10 protein-coding genes are annotated in these 16,284 nt (G+C 62.7%); 7 read left to right on the forward strand and 3 right to left on the reverse strand.

Annotated features, from left to right (window positions below):
- The first annotated feature begins 7 nt into the window (after positions 1-7).
- The 5 genes from B5G34_RS06255 (at position 8) to B5G34_RS06275 (ending at position 6,668) form a co-directional block, all read left to right on the forward strand.
- Positions 8-379, forward strand: coding sequence for a DNA-binding protein (locus B5G34_RS06255; RefSeq protein ID WP_087335300.1), 372 nt, complete (start codon positions 8-10; stop codon positions 377-379).
- A gap of 181 nt (positions 380-560) precedes the next feature.
- Positions 561-2,957, forward strand: a complete 2,397-nt coding sequence (locus tag B5G34_RS06260) for an S-layer homology domain-containing protein (protein WP_087335303.1) — start codon at positions 561-563, stop codon at positions 2,955-2,957.
- A gap of 181 nt (positions 2,958-3,138) precedes the next feature.
- Positions 3,139-3,780, forward strand: a complete 642-nt coding sequence (locus B5G34_RS06265; protein WP_242956888.1) for an HAD family hydrolase — start codon at positions 3,139-3,141, stop codon at positions 3,778-3,780.
- Positions 3,781-3,837: 57 nt separating this feature from the next.
- Positions 3,838-5,439 (forward strand): peptide chain release factor 3, encoded by a 1,602-nt coding sequence (locus B5G34_RS06270; RefSeq protein ID WP_087335307.1) that lies wholly within the window; start codon positions 3,838-3,840, stop codon positions 5,437-5,439.
- A gap of 185 nt (positions 5,440-5,624) precedes the next feature.
- Positions 5,625-6,668, forward strand: coding sequence for a helix-turn-helix transcriptional regulator (locus B5G34_RS06275; protein ID WP_162609436.1), 1,044 nt, complete (start codon positions 5,625-5,627; stop codon positions 6,666-6,668).
- A 38-nt stretch (positions 6,669-6,706) separates the two neighbouring features.
- On the opposite strand, the gene B5G34_RS06280 is transcribed toward B5G34_RS06275, so the two are convergent.
- The 3 genes from B5G34_RS06280 to B5G34_RS06290 are packed head-to-tail and all read right to left on the reverse strand — an operon-like array spanning position 6,707 to position 12,898.
- Complete coding sequence (locus B5G34_RS06280; RefSeq protein ID WP_087335311.1) at positions 6,707-9,868, reverse strand: hypothetical protein; 3,162 nt, start codon at positions 9,866-9,868, stop codon at positions 6,707-6,709.
- Positions 9,865-12,312 carry an MMPL family transporter gene (locus B5G34_RS06285; RefSeq protein WP_087335313.1) on the reverse strand — a complete coding sequence of 816 codons (2,448 nt, stop codon included), beginning with the start codon at positions 12,310-12,312 and terminating at the stop codon, positions 9,865-9,867. The genes B5G34_RS06280 and B5G34_RS06285 overlap by 4 nt, the downstream gene beginning before the upstream one ends.
- A 13-nt stretch (positions 12,313-12,325) precedes the next feature.
- Positions 12,326-12,898, reverse strand: a complete 573-nt coding sequence (locus B5G34_RS06290) for a TetR/AcrR family transcriptional regulator (protein WP_162609437.1) — start codon at positions 12,896-12,898, stop codon at positions 12,326-12,328.
- 183 nt (positions 12,899-13,081) lie between these two features.
- On the opposite strand from B5G34_RS06290, the gene B5G34_RS06295 reads away from it, so the two are divergent.
- Together B5G34_RS06295 and proS are read left to right on the forward strand one after the other, a co-directional pair.
- Entirely contained in the window at positions 13,082-14,719 is a 1,638-nt protein-coding gene (locus tag B5G34_RS06295) for an S-layer homology domain-containing protein (RefSeq protein WP_087335317.1), read from the forward strand.
- A 119-nt stretch (positions 14,720-14,838) separates the two neighbouring features.
- A complete protein-coding gene (gene proS / locus B5G34_RS06300; RefSeq protein ID WP_087335319.1) occupies positions 14,839-16,278 on the forward strand; it encodes a proline--tRNA ligase in 1,440 nt (479 codons plus the stop codon).
- Positions 16,279-16,284: the final 6 nt, after the last annotated feature.

The following is a 16,284-nucleotide window of genomic DNA, read 5'->3' on the forward strand; positions in this document are numbered from 1 at the left end:
AGAGACTATGGAGCTGACCAACACCAACATCCGTTATCTGCTGACCATCTACGACCTGTCCAAGGTCCGGCTGGAGGTATCCTCCAAGGACATTGCCCAGTCGCTGGCGGTCTCCCGGGCGTCGGTGACCAGTATGATGTCCATCCTCATCGACAAGCGTCTGGTGGATAAGGAGCGCTACGGCAAGATCCATCTGACCGGCCTGGGCCGTACCCTGGCCCGGGAGCTGGCCGGCCAGGCCGACCGGCTGGCCATGGACCTTCAGGCCCGGATGGACCTGTCCGGGGAGGAGGCCTGGAAGGCGGCCTGTGCCGCCGTGTCCGAGCTGCCCCACCGCTGCTTTCAGGGACCGTGCCGGATCGCCGCCCTGCCTGCCTGATCTCCTTTCCCTCTCTGCCGCCGCCCGCCGGAAATTCCGGCGGGCGGCGGCATTTTTTGGCATTGTGAAATGATTTTACAAAAGAGGGAACCATTGCACTGGACATTTCGTCCAAAGTGAGAGATAATGGAGAAAATTAACCAAGGTAAACCAATGAAGTTTTGGAAGGAGAGATACGGAAATGAAGCAGATGCGGAAGAGATTGATGCGCCTGCTGTCCGCGGGTACCGGTCTGGCCCTGCTGGCAGGCATGCTGCCCGGGGCTCTGGCGGCCACGTCGGTTCTGGAGTATGAGGTGGATTCCGACGATGTGCTGGAGATCACCGACAAGGCTCTGAATGACTACTGCAAGAAAAAAACAGACAGCAACATGGACTACATTTACTTTACCGACCTGCCCTCTGCCAGTAAGGGAACCCTCTATTACTGCGACAATTATGAAAAGAAGAATCCCATTGAGGTCGAAGAAAATGAAGATATCCCCTATAATGAACTCTATTACTTGCTCTTTGAGCCGGATGAGGACTTTGACGGTACCGTCACCATCCCCTTTGAGGGTGAGTCGGTCGGTGAAGATGCCTATTGGGGCGATCTGGTCATCGAGGTGACCGGTGTGGGTTCCTCCTCTTCTTCCGGCGAACTGACCTATGAGATCGACGGGGATGAGACCCTGGAGCTGGATGTGGACGAGTTTGACCAGTATGTTTATGACCATACCCAAAGGGGCGAGGAGGTAAAGGAGCTCTGGTTCACCAGCCTGCCCTCCTCCAGCAAGGGTACGCTCTACTACGACTACGGTTACTCCAGCCAGAAGAAGGTCCGCGAGGACGACGAATATGACCATCGTGACATCGACTATCTGACCTTTGTGCCTGAGGAGGACTATAAGGGTACTGTTACCCTGTCCTTCCGGGGACTTTCGGACAGAGATGAGTCCTTCTCCGGCGACCTGGTCATCAAGGTGAACGGCGGGGATAAGGTCACCGGCGATGTGACCTATGAGGTGGAGGTCAACGATACCGTGGACCTGCGCTACCGGGACTTCAGTAACTACAGCGTCGACGAGACAGGGGACGACGTGGACTACATCTGGTTCACCGACCTGCCCTCCTACCGTGAGGGTACCCTCTACTACGATTACGACGACCGGTATGAGGACGGCACCGAGGTGGACGAAAACAAAGACTATGACTATGACGAGATCGATGATCTGACCTTTGTGCCCTACAAGGACTTTGAAGGCACCGTCACCATCGGCTTTGCCGGCAAGGCCGACAACCGGGAGACCTTCTCCGGCGAGCTGGTGATCCAGGTGGGCGACGCCTCCGACGGCGACATCACCGTGAAGCTCCAGGCCGCCAACGGCGCCGACCTGACCTTCCGGGCGGATACCTTCAACCAGGCCTGCGTGGAGGAATTTGGGTCCAACCTGGACTACGTCATCTTCGACTACACCTCCGGCCGGAGCGGCTACCTCTACTACCAGTACGGCCAGTCCAACGAGAGCGAGGTGGAGAATGCCCGGTATTACCGCTCCTCCTATCCCAGCCTGGACCAGATCACCTTTGTCGCCGGCAGCGGTACCGGCAGCACGGTACGTATCCCCTTCAGCGGAAAGACCACCAATGGCAAGACCTTTGACGGAGAGGTGGAGATCACCTACGTCACCCTGAAGGATCCCAGTGTTATTGTCTACACCTCCAACGGCCTGGGTGTGAAGTTCAAGGACAGCGATTTCCGGGCTGCCTGCGCCTCCCGTGGGGGCCAGGCCCTGAGCACCGTCCGGTTCCTGGAGCCCGAGCTGACCGGCGGCAGCCTCTATTACAGCTTTACCAGCCCCATGCAGTACCGGGGCCCCGTGGTCTCCAGCGTGGACTATTCTGCGGGCGGCCTGTATTCCCTCAGTGAGATCACCTTCCTGCCCAAGGCGGGCTACACCGGTATGGTCTCCATTCCCTACGTGGGCACCGATACTGCGGGTATCACCTATGACGGCACGCTGAACATCCTGGTCAGCGCCCCCACCACCAGCCGCTTTACCGACATGGGCACCTACGGCTGGGCCCTGCCCTCCGTGGAGTTCATGGCCGCCTACGGCATCACCACCGGCACCGGCAACGGCAGCACCTACAGCCCCGCCGGTCCCATGACCCGCGGTGACTATATCCTGATGCTGTGCCGCACCTTCGGCTTTACCACCACCCAGACCGGCAACTTCACCGACGTGCCCGCCGGTATCTACTATGCCGATGCCCTGGCTGCCGCCAAGGCCCTGGGTATTGCCACCGGCGACAGCAACGGCGCTTTCCATCCCGGCGATCCGGTGACCCGGCAGGACGCCATGGTGTTCCTGTATAAGGCCATGGATGTAGCCGACAAGGATATGCCCAGCGCCAATGTCAATGTGCTCAACCGGTTCTCCGACGTTGCCTCCGTGGCGGAGAGCGCCAAGCCCGCCGTGGCCGCCATGGTGCAGGCCGGCGTGATCCAGGGCAACGGACTGGGCCAGCTCAATCCCAAGGGCACTCTGACCCGGGCGGAGATGGCTACCATCCTCCACCGCGCCGTTACTCTGTGATTCTTACCTGATGCTGAAAGGCTGGGGCCGCAAAGCGGCCCCGGCCTTTTTGTGCAAAATATGCCGGGAGGAAGGCTTGAAAAACCGACTTGGGGTATGATATAGTAACATTGTATTGGTATCGGCTGCATCCCTTCGGATGTGGTCGTTTTTTGAGACGAAAGCGGGAGGCGCGTATCCTTTGTTTGACGGACTGCTCTTTGATCTGGATGGGACCCTGTGGGACTCGGTGGACGCCATCTGCCTGTCCTGGAACAGTGTGCTGGAGCGGCGCAACCCCCAGCTGGCGGGACTGGTGACCCGTGAGAATGTCACCGGCTGCATGGGCATGCTGCTGCCCGACATCGTGAAGAAGCTGGTGCCCGATATTCCCAAGGAGGAGATCCGCCCTCTGCTGGATGAACTGCTGGTGGTGGAAAACGACTATGTGGCCACCCACGGCGGCGTGCTCTATCCCCGGGTGGAGGAGACCCTGGAGCGACTGGCCCGGGACTATCCCCTGTTTATCGTCAGCAACTGCCAGGACGGCTACATCGAGGCCTTTTTCCAGGCCCACGGCCTGGGGAGGTTTTTCAAGGACTATGAGAATCCCGGCCGCACCGGCAAGCCCAAAGGGGACAATATCGCCCTGATGGTACAGCGCAACGGCCTGAAACATCCCCTCTACATCGGGGACACCCATGGGGACTACAACGCCGCTACCCAGGCGGGGGTGCCCTTCCTTCACGCCGCCTATGGCTTTGGTCACATCGACCGTGAGGTGCCCCGAGTGGAGGCCTTTGAGGATATTCCGGCGGCGGTGGAGCGGCTCAGCCCGCCGTAATATGGATGCCGCCCCCTGAGAATGGATATTTGACATTTTAACAAGGAGGACATCACCTTGTCACAATACGAATCTGAAATCAAGCGCCGCAGAACCTTTGCGATCATTTCTCACCCCGACGCCGGTAAGACGACCCTGACTGAGAAATTCCTGCTCTACGGCGGAGCCATCGCCCAGGCCGGTCAGGTCAAGGGCAAGAAAAACACCCGTGCCGCCACCTCCGACTGGATGGAGATCGAGAAGCAGCGCGGCATTTCCGTCACCTCCTCCGTCATGCAGTTCCAGTACGAGGGCTACTGCATCAACATCCTGGACACCCCCGGCCACCAGGACTTCTCCGAGGATACCTACCGTACCCTCATGGCTGCCGACAGCGCCGTCATGGTCATCGACGCCGCCAAGGGCGTGGAGGCCCAGACCCGGAAGCTGTTCAAGGTGTGCGCCATGCGGGACATCCCCATCTTCACCTTCATCAACAAGATGGACCGTGAGGCCCGGGACTCCTTCGAGCTGCTGGAGGAGCTGGAGAAGGAACTGGGCATCGAGACCTACCCCGTCAACTGGCCCATCGGCTGCGGCAAGGACTTCAAGGGCGTGTACGATCGGGGCAGCAAGAAGATCATCCACTTCACCTCCAACGGCGGCGCCAAGGCGGCCACCGCCACCGAGGTGGAGCTGGGGGACCCCAACCTGGACGGCCTCATCGGAGAGCGGCTCCATCAGCAGCTGGTGGATGAGATCGAGCTGCTGGACGGCGCTGCCGCCGAGTTCGACCTGGACCGGGTGCGCCACGGCAAGCTGTCCCCCGTGTTCTTCGGCTCCGCCCTCACCAACTTCGGCGTGGAGCCCTTCCTGGAGCACTTCCTCCAGATGACCACCGCCCCTCTGCCCCGGAAGGCAGGGGAGGAGATCATCGACTCCATGGACGACAACTTCTCCGCCTTTGTGTTCAAGATCCAGGCCAACATGAACAAGGCCCACCGGGACCGGATCGCCTTCATGCGCATCGTCTCCGGCAAGTTCGAGGCGGACAAGGAGGTCTACCACGTCCAGGGCGGCAAGAAGATCCGCCTGTCCCGGCCCCAGCAGCTGATGGCGGCCGAGCGGGAGATCATCGAGGAGGCCTATGCCGGCGATATCATCGGCGTGTTTGACCCGGGCATCTTCTCCATCGGCGACACCCTGTGCACCGCCTCCAAAAAGTTCAAGTTCGACCCCATCCCCACCTTTGCCCCCGAGCACTTCAAGCGGGTGCGCTCTCTGGACACCATGAAGCGCAAGCAGTTTTTGAAGGGCATGGAGCAGATCGCCCAGGAGGGCGCCATCCAGATCTTCAAGACCCCCTATTCCGGCATGGAGGAGGTCATTGTGGGCGTGGTGGGCACCCTGCAGTTTGACGTGCTGGAGTACCGGCTGAAGAACGAGTACAACGTGGACCTCTACATGGAGGGCCTGCCCTACGAGTACCTGCGGTGGATCGACACCGAGGACGGCCAGCCGGTGAAGGAGGAGGACCTGAACCTGGGTACCGACACCAAGCTGGTGGAGGATTACAAGGGCAACCAGCTGCTGCTCTTCGGGTCCCAGTGGGCCATCAACTGGACGGAGGAGCGCAACAAGAACCTCACCTTCCACGAGTTCGGCGGCACCAACTTTTGAGTATTCGGCGGCCCGCGCATTGCGCGGGCCGCCTTTGCGCGTTTTGGGAAAAAGCCCGCAAACCATTGGGAGAGCAGGACTCGACCAACGGTCGAGGGGGAAATAGCTCCTCATTTCTTGACTTTTTCCCGTCGGGCGGGTAGGGTGTGTGTCGGGCGGTTCGCCCAAGATCGGAGGTCCTTGCTTTGGATGAAAAGAAAACCTTTGGCGCCTATATCCGCCGCAAGCGGGGGGAGACCGGCCTGACCCAGCGGGAGCTGGCCCAGGCGCTCTATGTGACGGAGTCCTCGGTGAGCAAATGGGAGCGGGGCTTGTCCTACCCTGACGTGTCCCTGGTGCCTGCCATCTGCCGGCTGCTCCATATCTCGGAGCACGAGTTCTTCACCGCCTGTGACGACGATGAGGCCAGCGCCCAGGCCAGAGCCGCGGCGGTGTGGAACGGAGTGGTGAGGGGGACCCGTATTTTCTTTGCCGCCGCCTACCTCACCGCCCTGATCCCCTGCTTTATCTGCAACCTGGTCTTTGAGGGGCGGCTGAGCTGGTTCTGGATCGTGCTCTTCTCCCTGGGGATGGCTTTTTGCGTGACCAACCTGCCCTTCCGCCTGAAGAAAAACAAGCTGCCCATCTGCATGGGGGCCCTGTCGGCCTGCCTGTTGCTGCTTCTGGTATCCTGCTGGGGGGTGACCGGCGGCTCCTGGCTGGGGGGCGGGCTTGCCATCACCGCAGCCTGTCTGGCCCTGCCCTGGGGTCTGTGGGCGGTCAACCGCTTTTACTCCGGACACCGCCTGCCGGCCTTCCTGGCCCTGCTGACGGTGTGGCTCTTCGTGCTGCTGGCGGTGATCTCCCTGGCCACCGGAGGAGACTGGCTGCTCAGTCTGGGATATCCCATTGCCGCCTTCGTGATGGCCCTGGTCTGGCTGCTCTTTGTGATCCTCTACTGGCTGCCAGCGGGGCCCTGGCTGAAGGGGGGGCTGGCCGCCCTGGAGATCACCTTTGTCATTCCCCTGGGCAACTGCCTGGGCGCCTGGCTGGTGCCCGAGCAGAAGGTGCCCACTCTGGCCCAGTACTTTGCCTGGCAGGTGCTGGTGACCCACGCCGACGTGGGGGGCTTCTCCTGGATCAATGTGCTGGTTTTTGCCATCATGCTGCTGGCCGCCCTGGCCCTCGTGGGGGTGGGGGTGTGGCTGGAGCTGCGGCGGCTGCGGCGAAAAAAGAATAACGGGAAATAAAAAGAGGCAGACACTTGGGTGTCTGCCTCTTTTTTGATTCACTTGACGTCCGCAGTGGCGCGCCCCTTCTTCCGTCGGCGCAGGAGCAGGAGGGCCGCAAGCAGGACCAGCAGGCCGCCGCAGACGGGCAGGATGATGAGCAGGGGGTTGAGGGCAGGCTGGTCCAGCAGGGCGATCTGCCCCTGGGCGGGGCCCTCAAAGACCAGATAGCTGCCGTCCAGCTGAGCCTCCACCACCTGCCAGCTGCCGTCAGCCTGCCGGATGGCCGCCTGCGGGCGGTCAGTATCCGCCGCCCGCAGACGGAGGGTCACGGTGTCGCTCTGGCAGTGGGTGACGGTGTAGGACCAGCTGCCCATGCTCTGCCGGCCCGACAGGGTGGGAACGTCCTCCAGGGACTCCAGGTCCAGGGTGGACTCCGGCGCGAAGGCGCCCTCCGCCAGCAGGACGGGAAACTCTCCGCCGGAGGAGAGGGTGGCGGTGGGCTGGGTGAACTGGGCCTCCAGCACCATGGAACGGGTAAGGCCCTTCACCGGGAAATCGGGCCACACACCGTATTCCCCGTCCTTCTCCGGGGGCTGGGGCACTTGACTCTGGTCCAGATCGTCCCCGTAGGAGAAGGGGATCTCAGCCACCGTTTGGCCATCCACCACAAAACGGTAGGAGAAGGTAAGGAAGTCCGCCGGGATGTAATCCAGCTGGGAAAAGGACGTAAAGTCCAGACCCTCGGCCTGACCGGTGACGTCCACCCCGTCCAGGCCCGCCAGATCCTCCAGCAGGTAGCGGTTGCCGGTAAGGGCGTCCTCCGACTGACCGGCGACGGCCCCCCGGTACTCCCCGTCCCCCTGGGCCCGCACCATGGCCCGGCAGTCGGTGAGGGTGCCGCCCAGACCGGCAATGCCGCCCAGCCAGCTGCCGCCGTCCAGGTCTACCAGGGCGGCGCAGCGGAGCACGGTGCCGTCGGTGCGGCCGGCGATACCGCCGCAGTAGTCGGTGCCGGTGGTGACGGACCCCCGGGCAGCGCAGTCCACGATGGCGCCGGTGGTACACCGGCCGGCAATGCCGCCGCCGCAGTCGTTTTTCACGGTGACGGCGCCGTCAAACCGGCAGTCCCGCACCGCCGCCCGTAGGGTGGCATATACATCAGCCAGAAGCTTCAGGTCCTCCACGTCAAAGGTTTCCTCCGGATCGTCGGTGAGTTCAGCCCCTACCGCGCCTACGATACCGCCTACGTTGGAGTCCCCATCCACGGTGCAGGAGGCGGTGCAGGCGGCCACCACGCCGGAGCCCTGGGTGGCATCCTGGGACAGATCGGCGGTGGTGAGCTCCGGTTCCTGGCCCAGTTGATAGATGGCTTGGCGCACCTGGTCCAGGGCCCCGGTCACTTGTTGGGCGGAGGCATGGAGGGCCTGGTTGTCCTTCCCGGCGGCCTGGGTCATGCTGTCCACCCGGTCCTGGATCACATCCAGCTGGCCGCTGATATCCTCCGCCGCGTCCTGGGTTTTGCTGCCCAGGGTGTCGGAATAGTCCTTCAGCAGGCCGCGGACGGCGTCAGCCTGGGCGGTAACGGCGTCCAGGTCCTGTTTGGCGTTCTGGGACAGAGTGCGCCCCGCCTCCACCAGGCGGCTGGCGGCGGCGTAGATGGCGTCGGCGGCTTTATCGGCATCAGCCCGGATGGCGTCCACCTCATGGGATGTGTGTTTTCCAATGGCTTCCCAGCTGCGGAGCAGATCGCCTGCCAGGGTGGGCAGGCGGTTCAGGGCCTTCTGGATGGCGGACAGGTGGCCCGCTGGGTCCAGGGTGGGGAAGGGAATGGAGAGGGCTCCCTCCAAATCCAGATGAAGCAGACGGTCGGCTACCTGCTTGAGGTAGGTCTTTATGTTATTCAGTTCATCGGACATGGCCTTCAGGTGGGTACGGATGGTTCGTACCTGGCTCTCTACCCCGTCGATGGCGTCCTCCAGAGCGGCGGCTGCCTTGGAGAGGGCGGAGTCGGTGCTGTCCAGCAGATCGTCCACGCTGCGGCGCAAAGCGTCGGTCTGCTCCAGCAGGGTGTCCAGCTCCGTCCAGGCGGTATCGGAGAAGGTATCCACATGGCTGCGCAGACCGTCCAGCGCAGTTCCCAGGGCGGTGATCTCCTTGTCCAGGGCGTCGGTCATGGCCTGGTAGTCATCCAGCCCCTCCTTCCCGGCGTCGTTCACCCGGTCCCGGAGTCCGCCCACCGCCTCCTGGATGGCCTGCGCATCCTCGATGCCCCGGCCTGCTATGGCGCTGATCTGGTCGCCGAAGTCCTCCATTGCGCTAAAGAGGGTATCCAGGCTGCTGTTGAGGCTGTCGGTGGGGGAGGGGCCGTAGCGCACCTCCACGCTGGGCTCAAACTGCCCCACGATGCCCCCCACGTCCTTCCGGCCCAGGATGGAGCCGGTGTTGGTGCACTGGGAGATGTAACCGGACTGGAGCCCGGCAATGCCGCCGGTGTTGTAGCCCAGGTGCTGGTAGCCCACGGTACCGGCGTTGGAACAGTTGGAAATAGTGCCCCGGGACAGCCCGGCGATGCCGCCGGAGTTGGAGGGGGCCTCCTCGTTGGGGTCGGTGTTGACGGCGCCGGTGTTGGTGCAGCTTGTAATGGTGCCCAGGCTCTGGCCGGCAATGCCGCCGGCGTTGCTGGGGGCGGACACGGAGGCCTGATTGATGCAGGAATCCACGGTACCGGTCTCCGTGTTGAGACCTACCACGCCGCCCACGTCCGCCTGACCAGAGACCGAGCCCTTGGCGGTGCAGTCCCGGACGGTGCCGCTGTTTTCACCGGCGATAAGCCCCACCTGCCCGGCGGTGCCGCCGGGGGACAGGGTACCCTCCACAATTAGGTCCTCCACCAGGGCGCTCTCGGTGAGGGTGCGGAAGAGGCCCACCTTGGAGCCTTTGTCGGAGAAGGAGAGGCCGGTAATGGTGTGGCCGTCGCCGCGGAAGGTGCCCTGGAAGATGGGAATGGGGGAAAAGTCGGTGCCGCTCAGGTCCAGGTCGGCGGTAAGCTCTACTGTCACTCCCACTGACCAGGTGTCTTTGGTGCAGCTACGGGCGAACTCCTGGAAGTCGGAGAGGGTGGCGATGCTCACCGTCCCTGCCGCCCCGGCGGGAGGCAGCAGGGAGAAGAGGAGGGCGGCGGCCAGCAGCAGGGCCGGGATACGTTTGGTTCGGTTCATGGCTGGTCCTCCTCTTGGTCGTCTTCGGTCTGAATCTCCTGATAGTTGCTCTCGATGAGGGCGTCCACGCTGCCGTGGATCACGCCCTTGAATTCGCCGTCCACAAAGCCGGACACATGGCCCCGGACATGGCCGTCCAGCCGCATGGTGCCCTTGTTGAACCGCTGGGACCGGTCCCGGTTGAGGGTGATGGCGGTGCGCTCAATGAGGGCGTCCCCCAACAGCAGCAGCTGGGGCAGCACGGTCATGACCAGGAAGATGGAGGTGACGGTGCCCCGGCCCAGGGTGAGGCCCACCGAGCCGATGGTGGCGTCGGTGGAGATGCCGCCGATGAGGAAGCCGGCCACCGCCATGATGGAGCCGGAGGTGAGGATGGTGGGGAAGCTCTGGCTCAGGGCCTCCACCGCCGCCTGCCGGGGTTCCATCATGGTTTTCAGCTCCAGATAGCGGTTGGTGATGACAATGGCGTAGTCGATGGTGGCCCCCATCTGGATGGAGCTGACCACCAGGTAGCTGAGGAAGAAGAGGTTGGTATTGGTGAGGACGGGGAAGGAGAAGTTGATCCAGATGGAGCCCTGGATGGTGAGCACCAGCAGCACCGGCAGACCGGCGGACTTGAAGGTAAAGAGCAGGATGACCATGACGAAGAGGGCGGTGAGCACGCTGATCTTCAGGTTGTCGCCGGAGAAGGAACTGGCCAGATCAAAGGCGTTGGTGGAGTTGCCCACCAGCACCACGTCGTCATAGTAGTCCCGGCCAATGGCCCGGATCTCATCCAGCAGGGCGTAGGTTTCTTCCCCCTCGGTGGGCACGTCGGCCACAAAGACCATCCGGGACCAGTCCTCGCCCTGAAGCTGCTGGAGCCCCACATCCAGCTGCTCCTGCAGGTCCTCCACCTGTTTGGCCTGGTCTCCGGTGAGGCTGATCACGCCCTTGTCCTTCTGCTCCAGCAGGAACTGGAAGATGTCCAGCAGGGGGACAGAATAGTCGTCCGGGTTCTGGAAGATGGCGCCGTACTCCTCCACACTGAGGCCGTAGGCCTGGAAGAGCAGCCGGGCCAGCTCCACATCCACGCCCGCCAGCTCGGCAAACTGCCGGGGTGAGATGTCGTCGGTGAGCATCCGGCCCTCCTCCACCTCGATGTTGGCAAGGCCGGTGACCTGGGTCACCTGGGGCAGGGCGGACACCCGCTCCAGGATGCGCTTTTCCTTCTGGTAGTCCCCCCGGGGTACCAGCATGGCGATGGTGTTCTTCTTGCCGAAGGTGGCCGTCACCTTTTCGTCGGCCAGCTGCCAGTCAGGCTTGTTGTCAAAGTCGGCATCGTTGGTGTCAAAAACGTAGACGCAGCGGCTGGACAGCACCGCTCCGGCGATGACCACCACCAGAAAGATGGGGGGCAGGATAAAGCGCAGCTTGACCACCGCCTTGCCCCAGAAGTTGATCCTGGGCACCAGGTTTTTGTGGCGGGTGCGGTCGATGGGCCCCTGGAACACCATCAGCAGGCCGGGCATCAGGAAGAACACGCACAGCATGGAGCACACGATGCCCTTGGCCAGCACGATGCCCATGTCGAAGCCGATGCGCAGCTGCATGAGCATCAGGGCCACCAGACCGGAGATGGTAGTCAGGCTGGAGGAGGAGATCTCCACGATGGCCTTACTCAGGGCGGCGATGTCGGCCTCCCGGGGGTCCAGGCCTCCGTCCCGCTCCTCCATGTACCGGTGGCAGAAGATGATGGCGTAGTCGATGGCCAGGGCCAGCTGGAGCACCACGGCGATGGAGTTGGTAATAAAGGAGATGGTGCCGAAGATGAAGTTGGTGCCCATGTTGAGCACCGCCGCCGCCACAAACACGATGAGGTAGACGGGCACCTCCATATAGCTCTTGGAGGTGAAGAGCAGCACCACCACGATGACCGCGGCGGCGATGGCCAGGATGACGGTCATCTCCTTACGCAGGGAGGCGGAGGTATCCCGGCCCACCTCGGTGGATACCGACAGGTCGTAGCCCTCCAGGGTGTCCTCCACCCGGTGGAGAGCGGCCACCGTCTCCGGGTCGTCCGCCTCCCCGTCAAAGGAGATGGCAAACAGGGCGGCCGAGTCGTGGTAGTGGTCGGCGGTGTCGTCAAAGGTTACCTGGGACACCCCCTCCACCTGCTCCAGCCTGGCGGCCAGGGCGGCGGCGGCGTCATAGGTCACGTTGGACACCATCACGTTGGCGGTGCCCAGAGTGACGAACTGCTCCTCCATCAGGGTCAGGCCCCGCCGGGTCTCGGTGTCTGCGGGCAGGTAGGAGGTGATGTCGTTGTTCACCTGCACCTTATTGATGGAGGCGCCGCAGAAGATGAGGGCGGCGATGAAGATGAGAAAGAAGGCCTTGCGCTTGTCAACGATGAAGCGGGCCAGCTTGGTCATGGGGGTTTCGGTTTTCTGTTCCGGCTGCATAATCAAAGTCCTCTCAGCTGTGGGGAATGAAACGGTCCAGGTGCTCCAGCAGCACCGCCTCGGGCACCGGGTCGGGGCTGAGCAGCCACCACCGGACCAGGGAGAGCATGGCACCCACATAGAAGCGGGCGGCGATGCGGGGGTCCAACCCCGGCAGGGCGTCGGGGAAGGGGGGCTGGCTCAGGCGGCGGGCCAGCTCCTCAGCGGCGGTATCCTCCAGCAGCCGGGTCTGGGTGTCCGCACCGCTGGCCATGCAGGCCCGGTAGAAGCCCTTCCGGGCGCTGAAGAAGGCCAGGGTGTTGCGGGCCGCCGTCAGAAAGAACTGGCGGGGGGTGGGCGCGTCCTGGGGGACGCAGGCGGCGATGCATTCCCGCTCCACCTGGACCATCAAATAGTGGAGCAGCTCCTGCTTGTCGTTGAAGTGGGCGTAAAAGGTGGTGCGGTGGACCATGGCCCGGCGGCAGATGTCGGTGACCGACAGCTCCTGGAAGGGCCGCTCCTCCATCAGCTCCACCAGAGCCTGGGTCAGCTGACGGCGGGTCTTGCGCTGGCGCAGGTCCAGATCCTTCTCCTGTTTTTCCTCCATAGGGGACCTCCTCCTTTTCGTTGGCTGGACCAGCATACTACTTTACGCTACACTTGTCAAGATAAAATACAGATGTCGATTATTAAAAGGGGACGACGGATTTCAGGTTGCTTTTTCCCTGCGGGACCGCTATAATGGGGGCATATAGTTATGGAAACCAATGCAGTCGACGGAGGAAAAGCTATGAAAGGAAAGAGAATTGCCGTTCTCGCTCTGGCCGCGGCGATGACCGTGTCCCTGCTGGTGCTCCCTGCCGGGGCGGTGAGCTTCACCGACATGGAGGGCCACTGGGCCCGGGAGGACGTGGAGTATCTGGCCGGACTGGGCGTCATCAACGGTACCAGCGCCACCACCTTCTCCCCCAGCCGCCAGATGACCGCCTGCGAAGCGCTCCTCTTCTGCTCCCGTACCACCGGCGTGTCGGCTGCGGATAAAAAGCAGATCGCCGCCGACCGGGCGGAACAGCTGGGCCAGATCCTGCCCGAGGAGGTATACAGCTGGGCGGCGGAGGAGATTGCCGTCTGCCTGGAAACCGGCATCATCAACGAGTATGAGCTGGAGGCCATGTGCACCTCGGGTGCTCTTCTCAAGTCCATTACCCGTGAAAATCTGTCCATGTACCTGGTGCGGGCCATGCAGCTGGAGGCCATGGCCAAGAGCCTGACCAGCTATTCCCTGAACTTTGCCGACACCTCCTCCATTGCCGAGGTGCTCAAGCCCTATGTGTACCTGCTGAGTACATACGGCATCGTCCAGGGCAACAGCGCCAACCAGTTCATGCCCAAGGGCAGTCTGACCCGGGCAGAGATGGCCACCATGCTCCGCCGGGCCATGGATTTCACCGACGCCCAGGGCATTTATGCCGAGCTGCCCGCCTACACCTCCTATCCCTGGACCGGCGGCGTCATCACCTCGGTGTCCACCGCCAGCGACGGCACCACCGCCATGGTGATTTCCAGCAACATCACCGGCGTCAGCAGCGTGACCCTGCCCGCCGCCGCCCCCATCTATGAGAACAACATGCGCACCACCCCCACCGCCCTGCGGCAGGGGCAGTATGTCCGGGTGAATCTGGACAGCGCGGGCAATCCCCAGTCCGCCCGACTGGGGGGCGCACTTACCGCCCTCAGCGGCACGGTGTCCACCATTGACCAGGGCAGCATCTCCCTCCAGGTGAACGGAGCCAGCCGGCGGCTGACCATCGACCGCTTCACCAAGGTCCAGGTGGACCAGCTGGCGGGGGGGCAGGAGCTCATCGACCCGTCGGCGGGCTACACCCAGGCCCAGTGCTGGGTGGACGGCATGGGCCACCTGGCGGAGCTCAAGCTCACCGGCGGCACCACCTCCTCCTCCCAGGGCGTGCTCCAGAGCATCACCTACGGCAGCCCCACCATTCTGCTGATGCAGACCGATCAGGGGCAGAGCATCAGCTATCAGCTGGATCTGCTGAACCTGCCTGCCATCCGGCGGGACGGCAAGACGGCCACCATCGACCAGCTGCGCAGCGGCGACAAGGTCATCGTGGTGGTCAGCGGCAATCAGGTGCGTGAGATCCAGGCCACCGCTCAGTCGGAGCCGGAGACCACCCCCGACGACACCCAGCTGACAGGAACCATTACTCAGATCGACACCAAAATGGATCTGCTGACCGTTCGTCTGGAGGACGGCAGCAAGGTCAGTGTGGATGTGTACGACGCCCGGCTCATCACCAGCTCCGGCAGCTCCACCAAGCTGGACCGGCTGGAGGAAGGGGACCGGGTGCAGGCCTACGGCCAGTACCACAAGGACCAGTTTATCGCCACACTGGTGGTTATCCTGTAAAAACAGAAAAGAGCGGGGCCCGGAGGAGATGATCCGGGCCCCGCTCTTGACTTTTGGGGCATAAATGCATAAAATAAGTGGAACCCATGTAATTCTGAAACAAAGGATTGAGATAAAGTATGGCACAGGATAAAAAGCAGGTGGAACAGATCACCGATATGGAGGTGGACTTTGCCAAGTGGTTCACCGACGTGTGTAAAAAGGCGGAGCTCATCGACTACTCCTCCATCAAGGGCGTTTTCATCTACCGTCCCTATGGCTACGCCATCTGGGAGAATTTCCAGAAGATCCTGGACGAGAAGTTCAAGGAGACCGGCCACGAGAATGTGTACCTCCCCATGCTCATCCCCGAGTCCCTGCTCCAGAAGGAGAAGGACCACGTGGAGGGCTTCGCTCCCGAGTGCGCCTGGGTGACCATGGGCGGCTCCGAGAAGCTGGAGGAGCGCTACTGCATCCGCCCCACCAGTGAGACCCTGTTCTGCGAGCACTACAAGGATATCATCCACTCCCACCGGGACCTGCCCAAGCTGTACAACCAGTGGTGCTCCGTCCTGCGCTGGGAGAAGACCTCCCGTCCCTTCCTGCGCCACCGGGAGTTCCTGTGGCAGGAGGGCCACACCATGCACGCCACCGCCGAGGAGGCCATCGAAGAGACCGAGCGCATGTTCAACATCTACGCCGATTTCTGCGAGAACTACCTGGCCATGCCCGTGGTGAAGGGCCGCAAGACCGACAAGGAGAAGTTCTCCGGCGCCGAGGCCACCTACACCGTGGAGTGCATGATGCACGACAAGAAGGCCCTCCAGGCCGGTACCTCCCACTACTTCGGCGACGGCTTTGCCCGCGCCTTTGACATCACCTTTGCCGGCAAGGACAACCAGCCCCACCACCCCTTCCAGACCTCCTGGGGCGTGTCCACCCGCCTCATCGGCGGCGTCATCATGACCCACGGTGACAACAACGGTCTGGTGCTGCCCCCCCGCATCGCCCCCACCCAGGTCATCATCATCCCCGTGGCCCAGCACAAGGCGGGCGTCCTGGAGGCCAACCAGGCCGTCATGGACCGCCTGAAGGCCGCCGGCATCCGGGTGAAGATGGACGCCTCCGAGCAGTCCGCCGGCTGGAAGTTCGCCGAGTACGAGATGAAGGGCGTGCCCCTGCGTCTGGAGATGGGTCCCAAGGACATGGAGAAGAACCAGTGCGTGCTGGTCCGCCGGGACAACGGCGAGAAGAGCTTTGTCTCCCTGGACAACATCGAGGAGACCGTCAAGACTATGCTGGACGCCGTGCAGCAGGGCCTGTACGACAAGGCCAAGCGCAACCTGGACGAGAACACCTACGCCTGCTCCTCCCTGGAGGAGGTCAAGGAGAAGATGGCCACCCAGGGCGGCTTTGCCAAGACCATGTGGTGCGGCGATCTGGAGTGCGAGCTCAAGATGAAGGAGGAGGCCGGCGTGTCCTCCCGCTGCATCCCCCTGGAGCAGGAGCACCTGGGCGATGTGTGCCCCATCTGCGGCAAGCCCGCCAAGCATATGGTGTACTGGGGTGTGGCCTACTAATTCGCA

The organism is Flavonifractor sp. An82 (genome assembly GCF_002159265.1).
In the GTDB taxonomy this organism is placed as follows: Bacteria; Bacillota; Clostridia; order Oscillospirales; family Oscillospiraceae; genus Flavonifractor.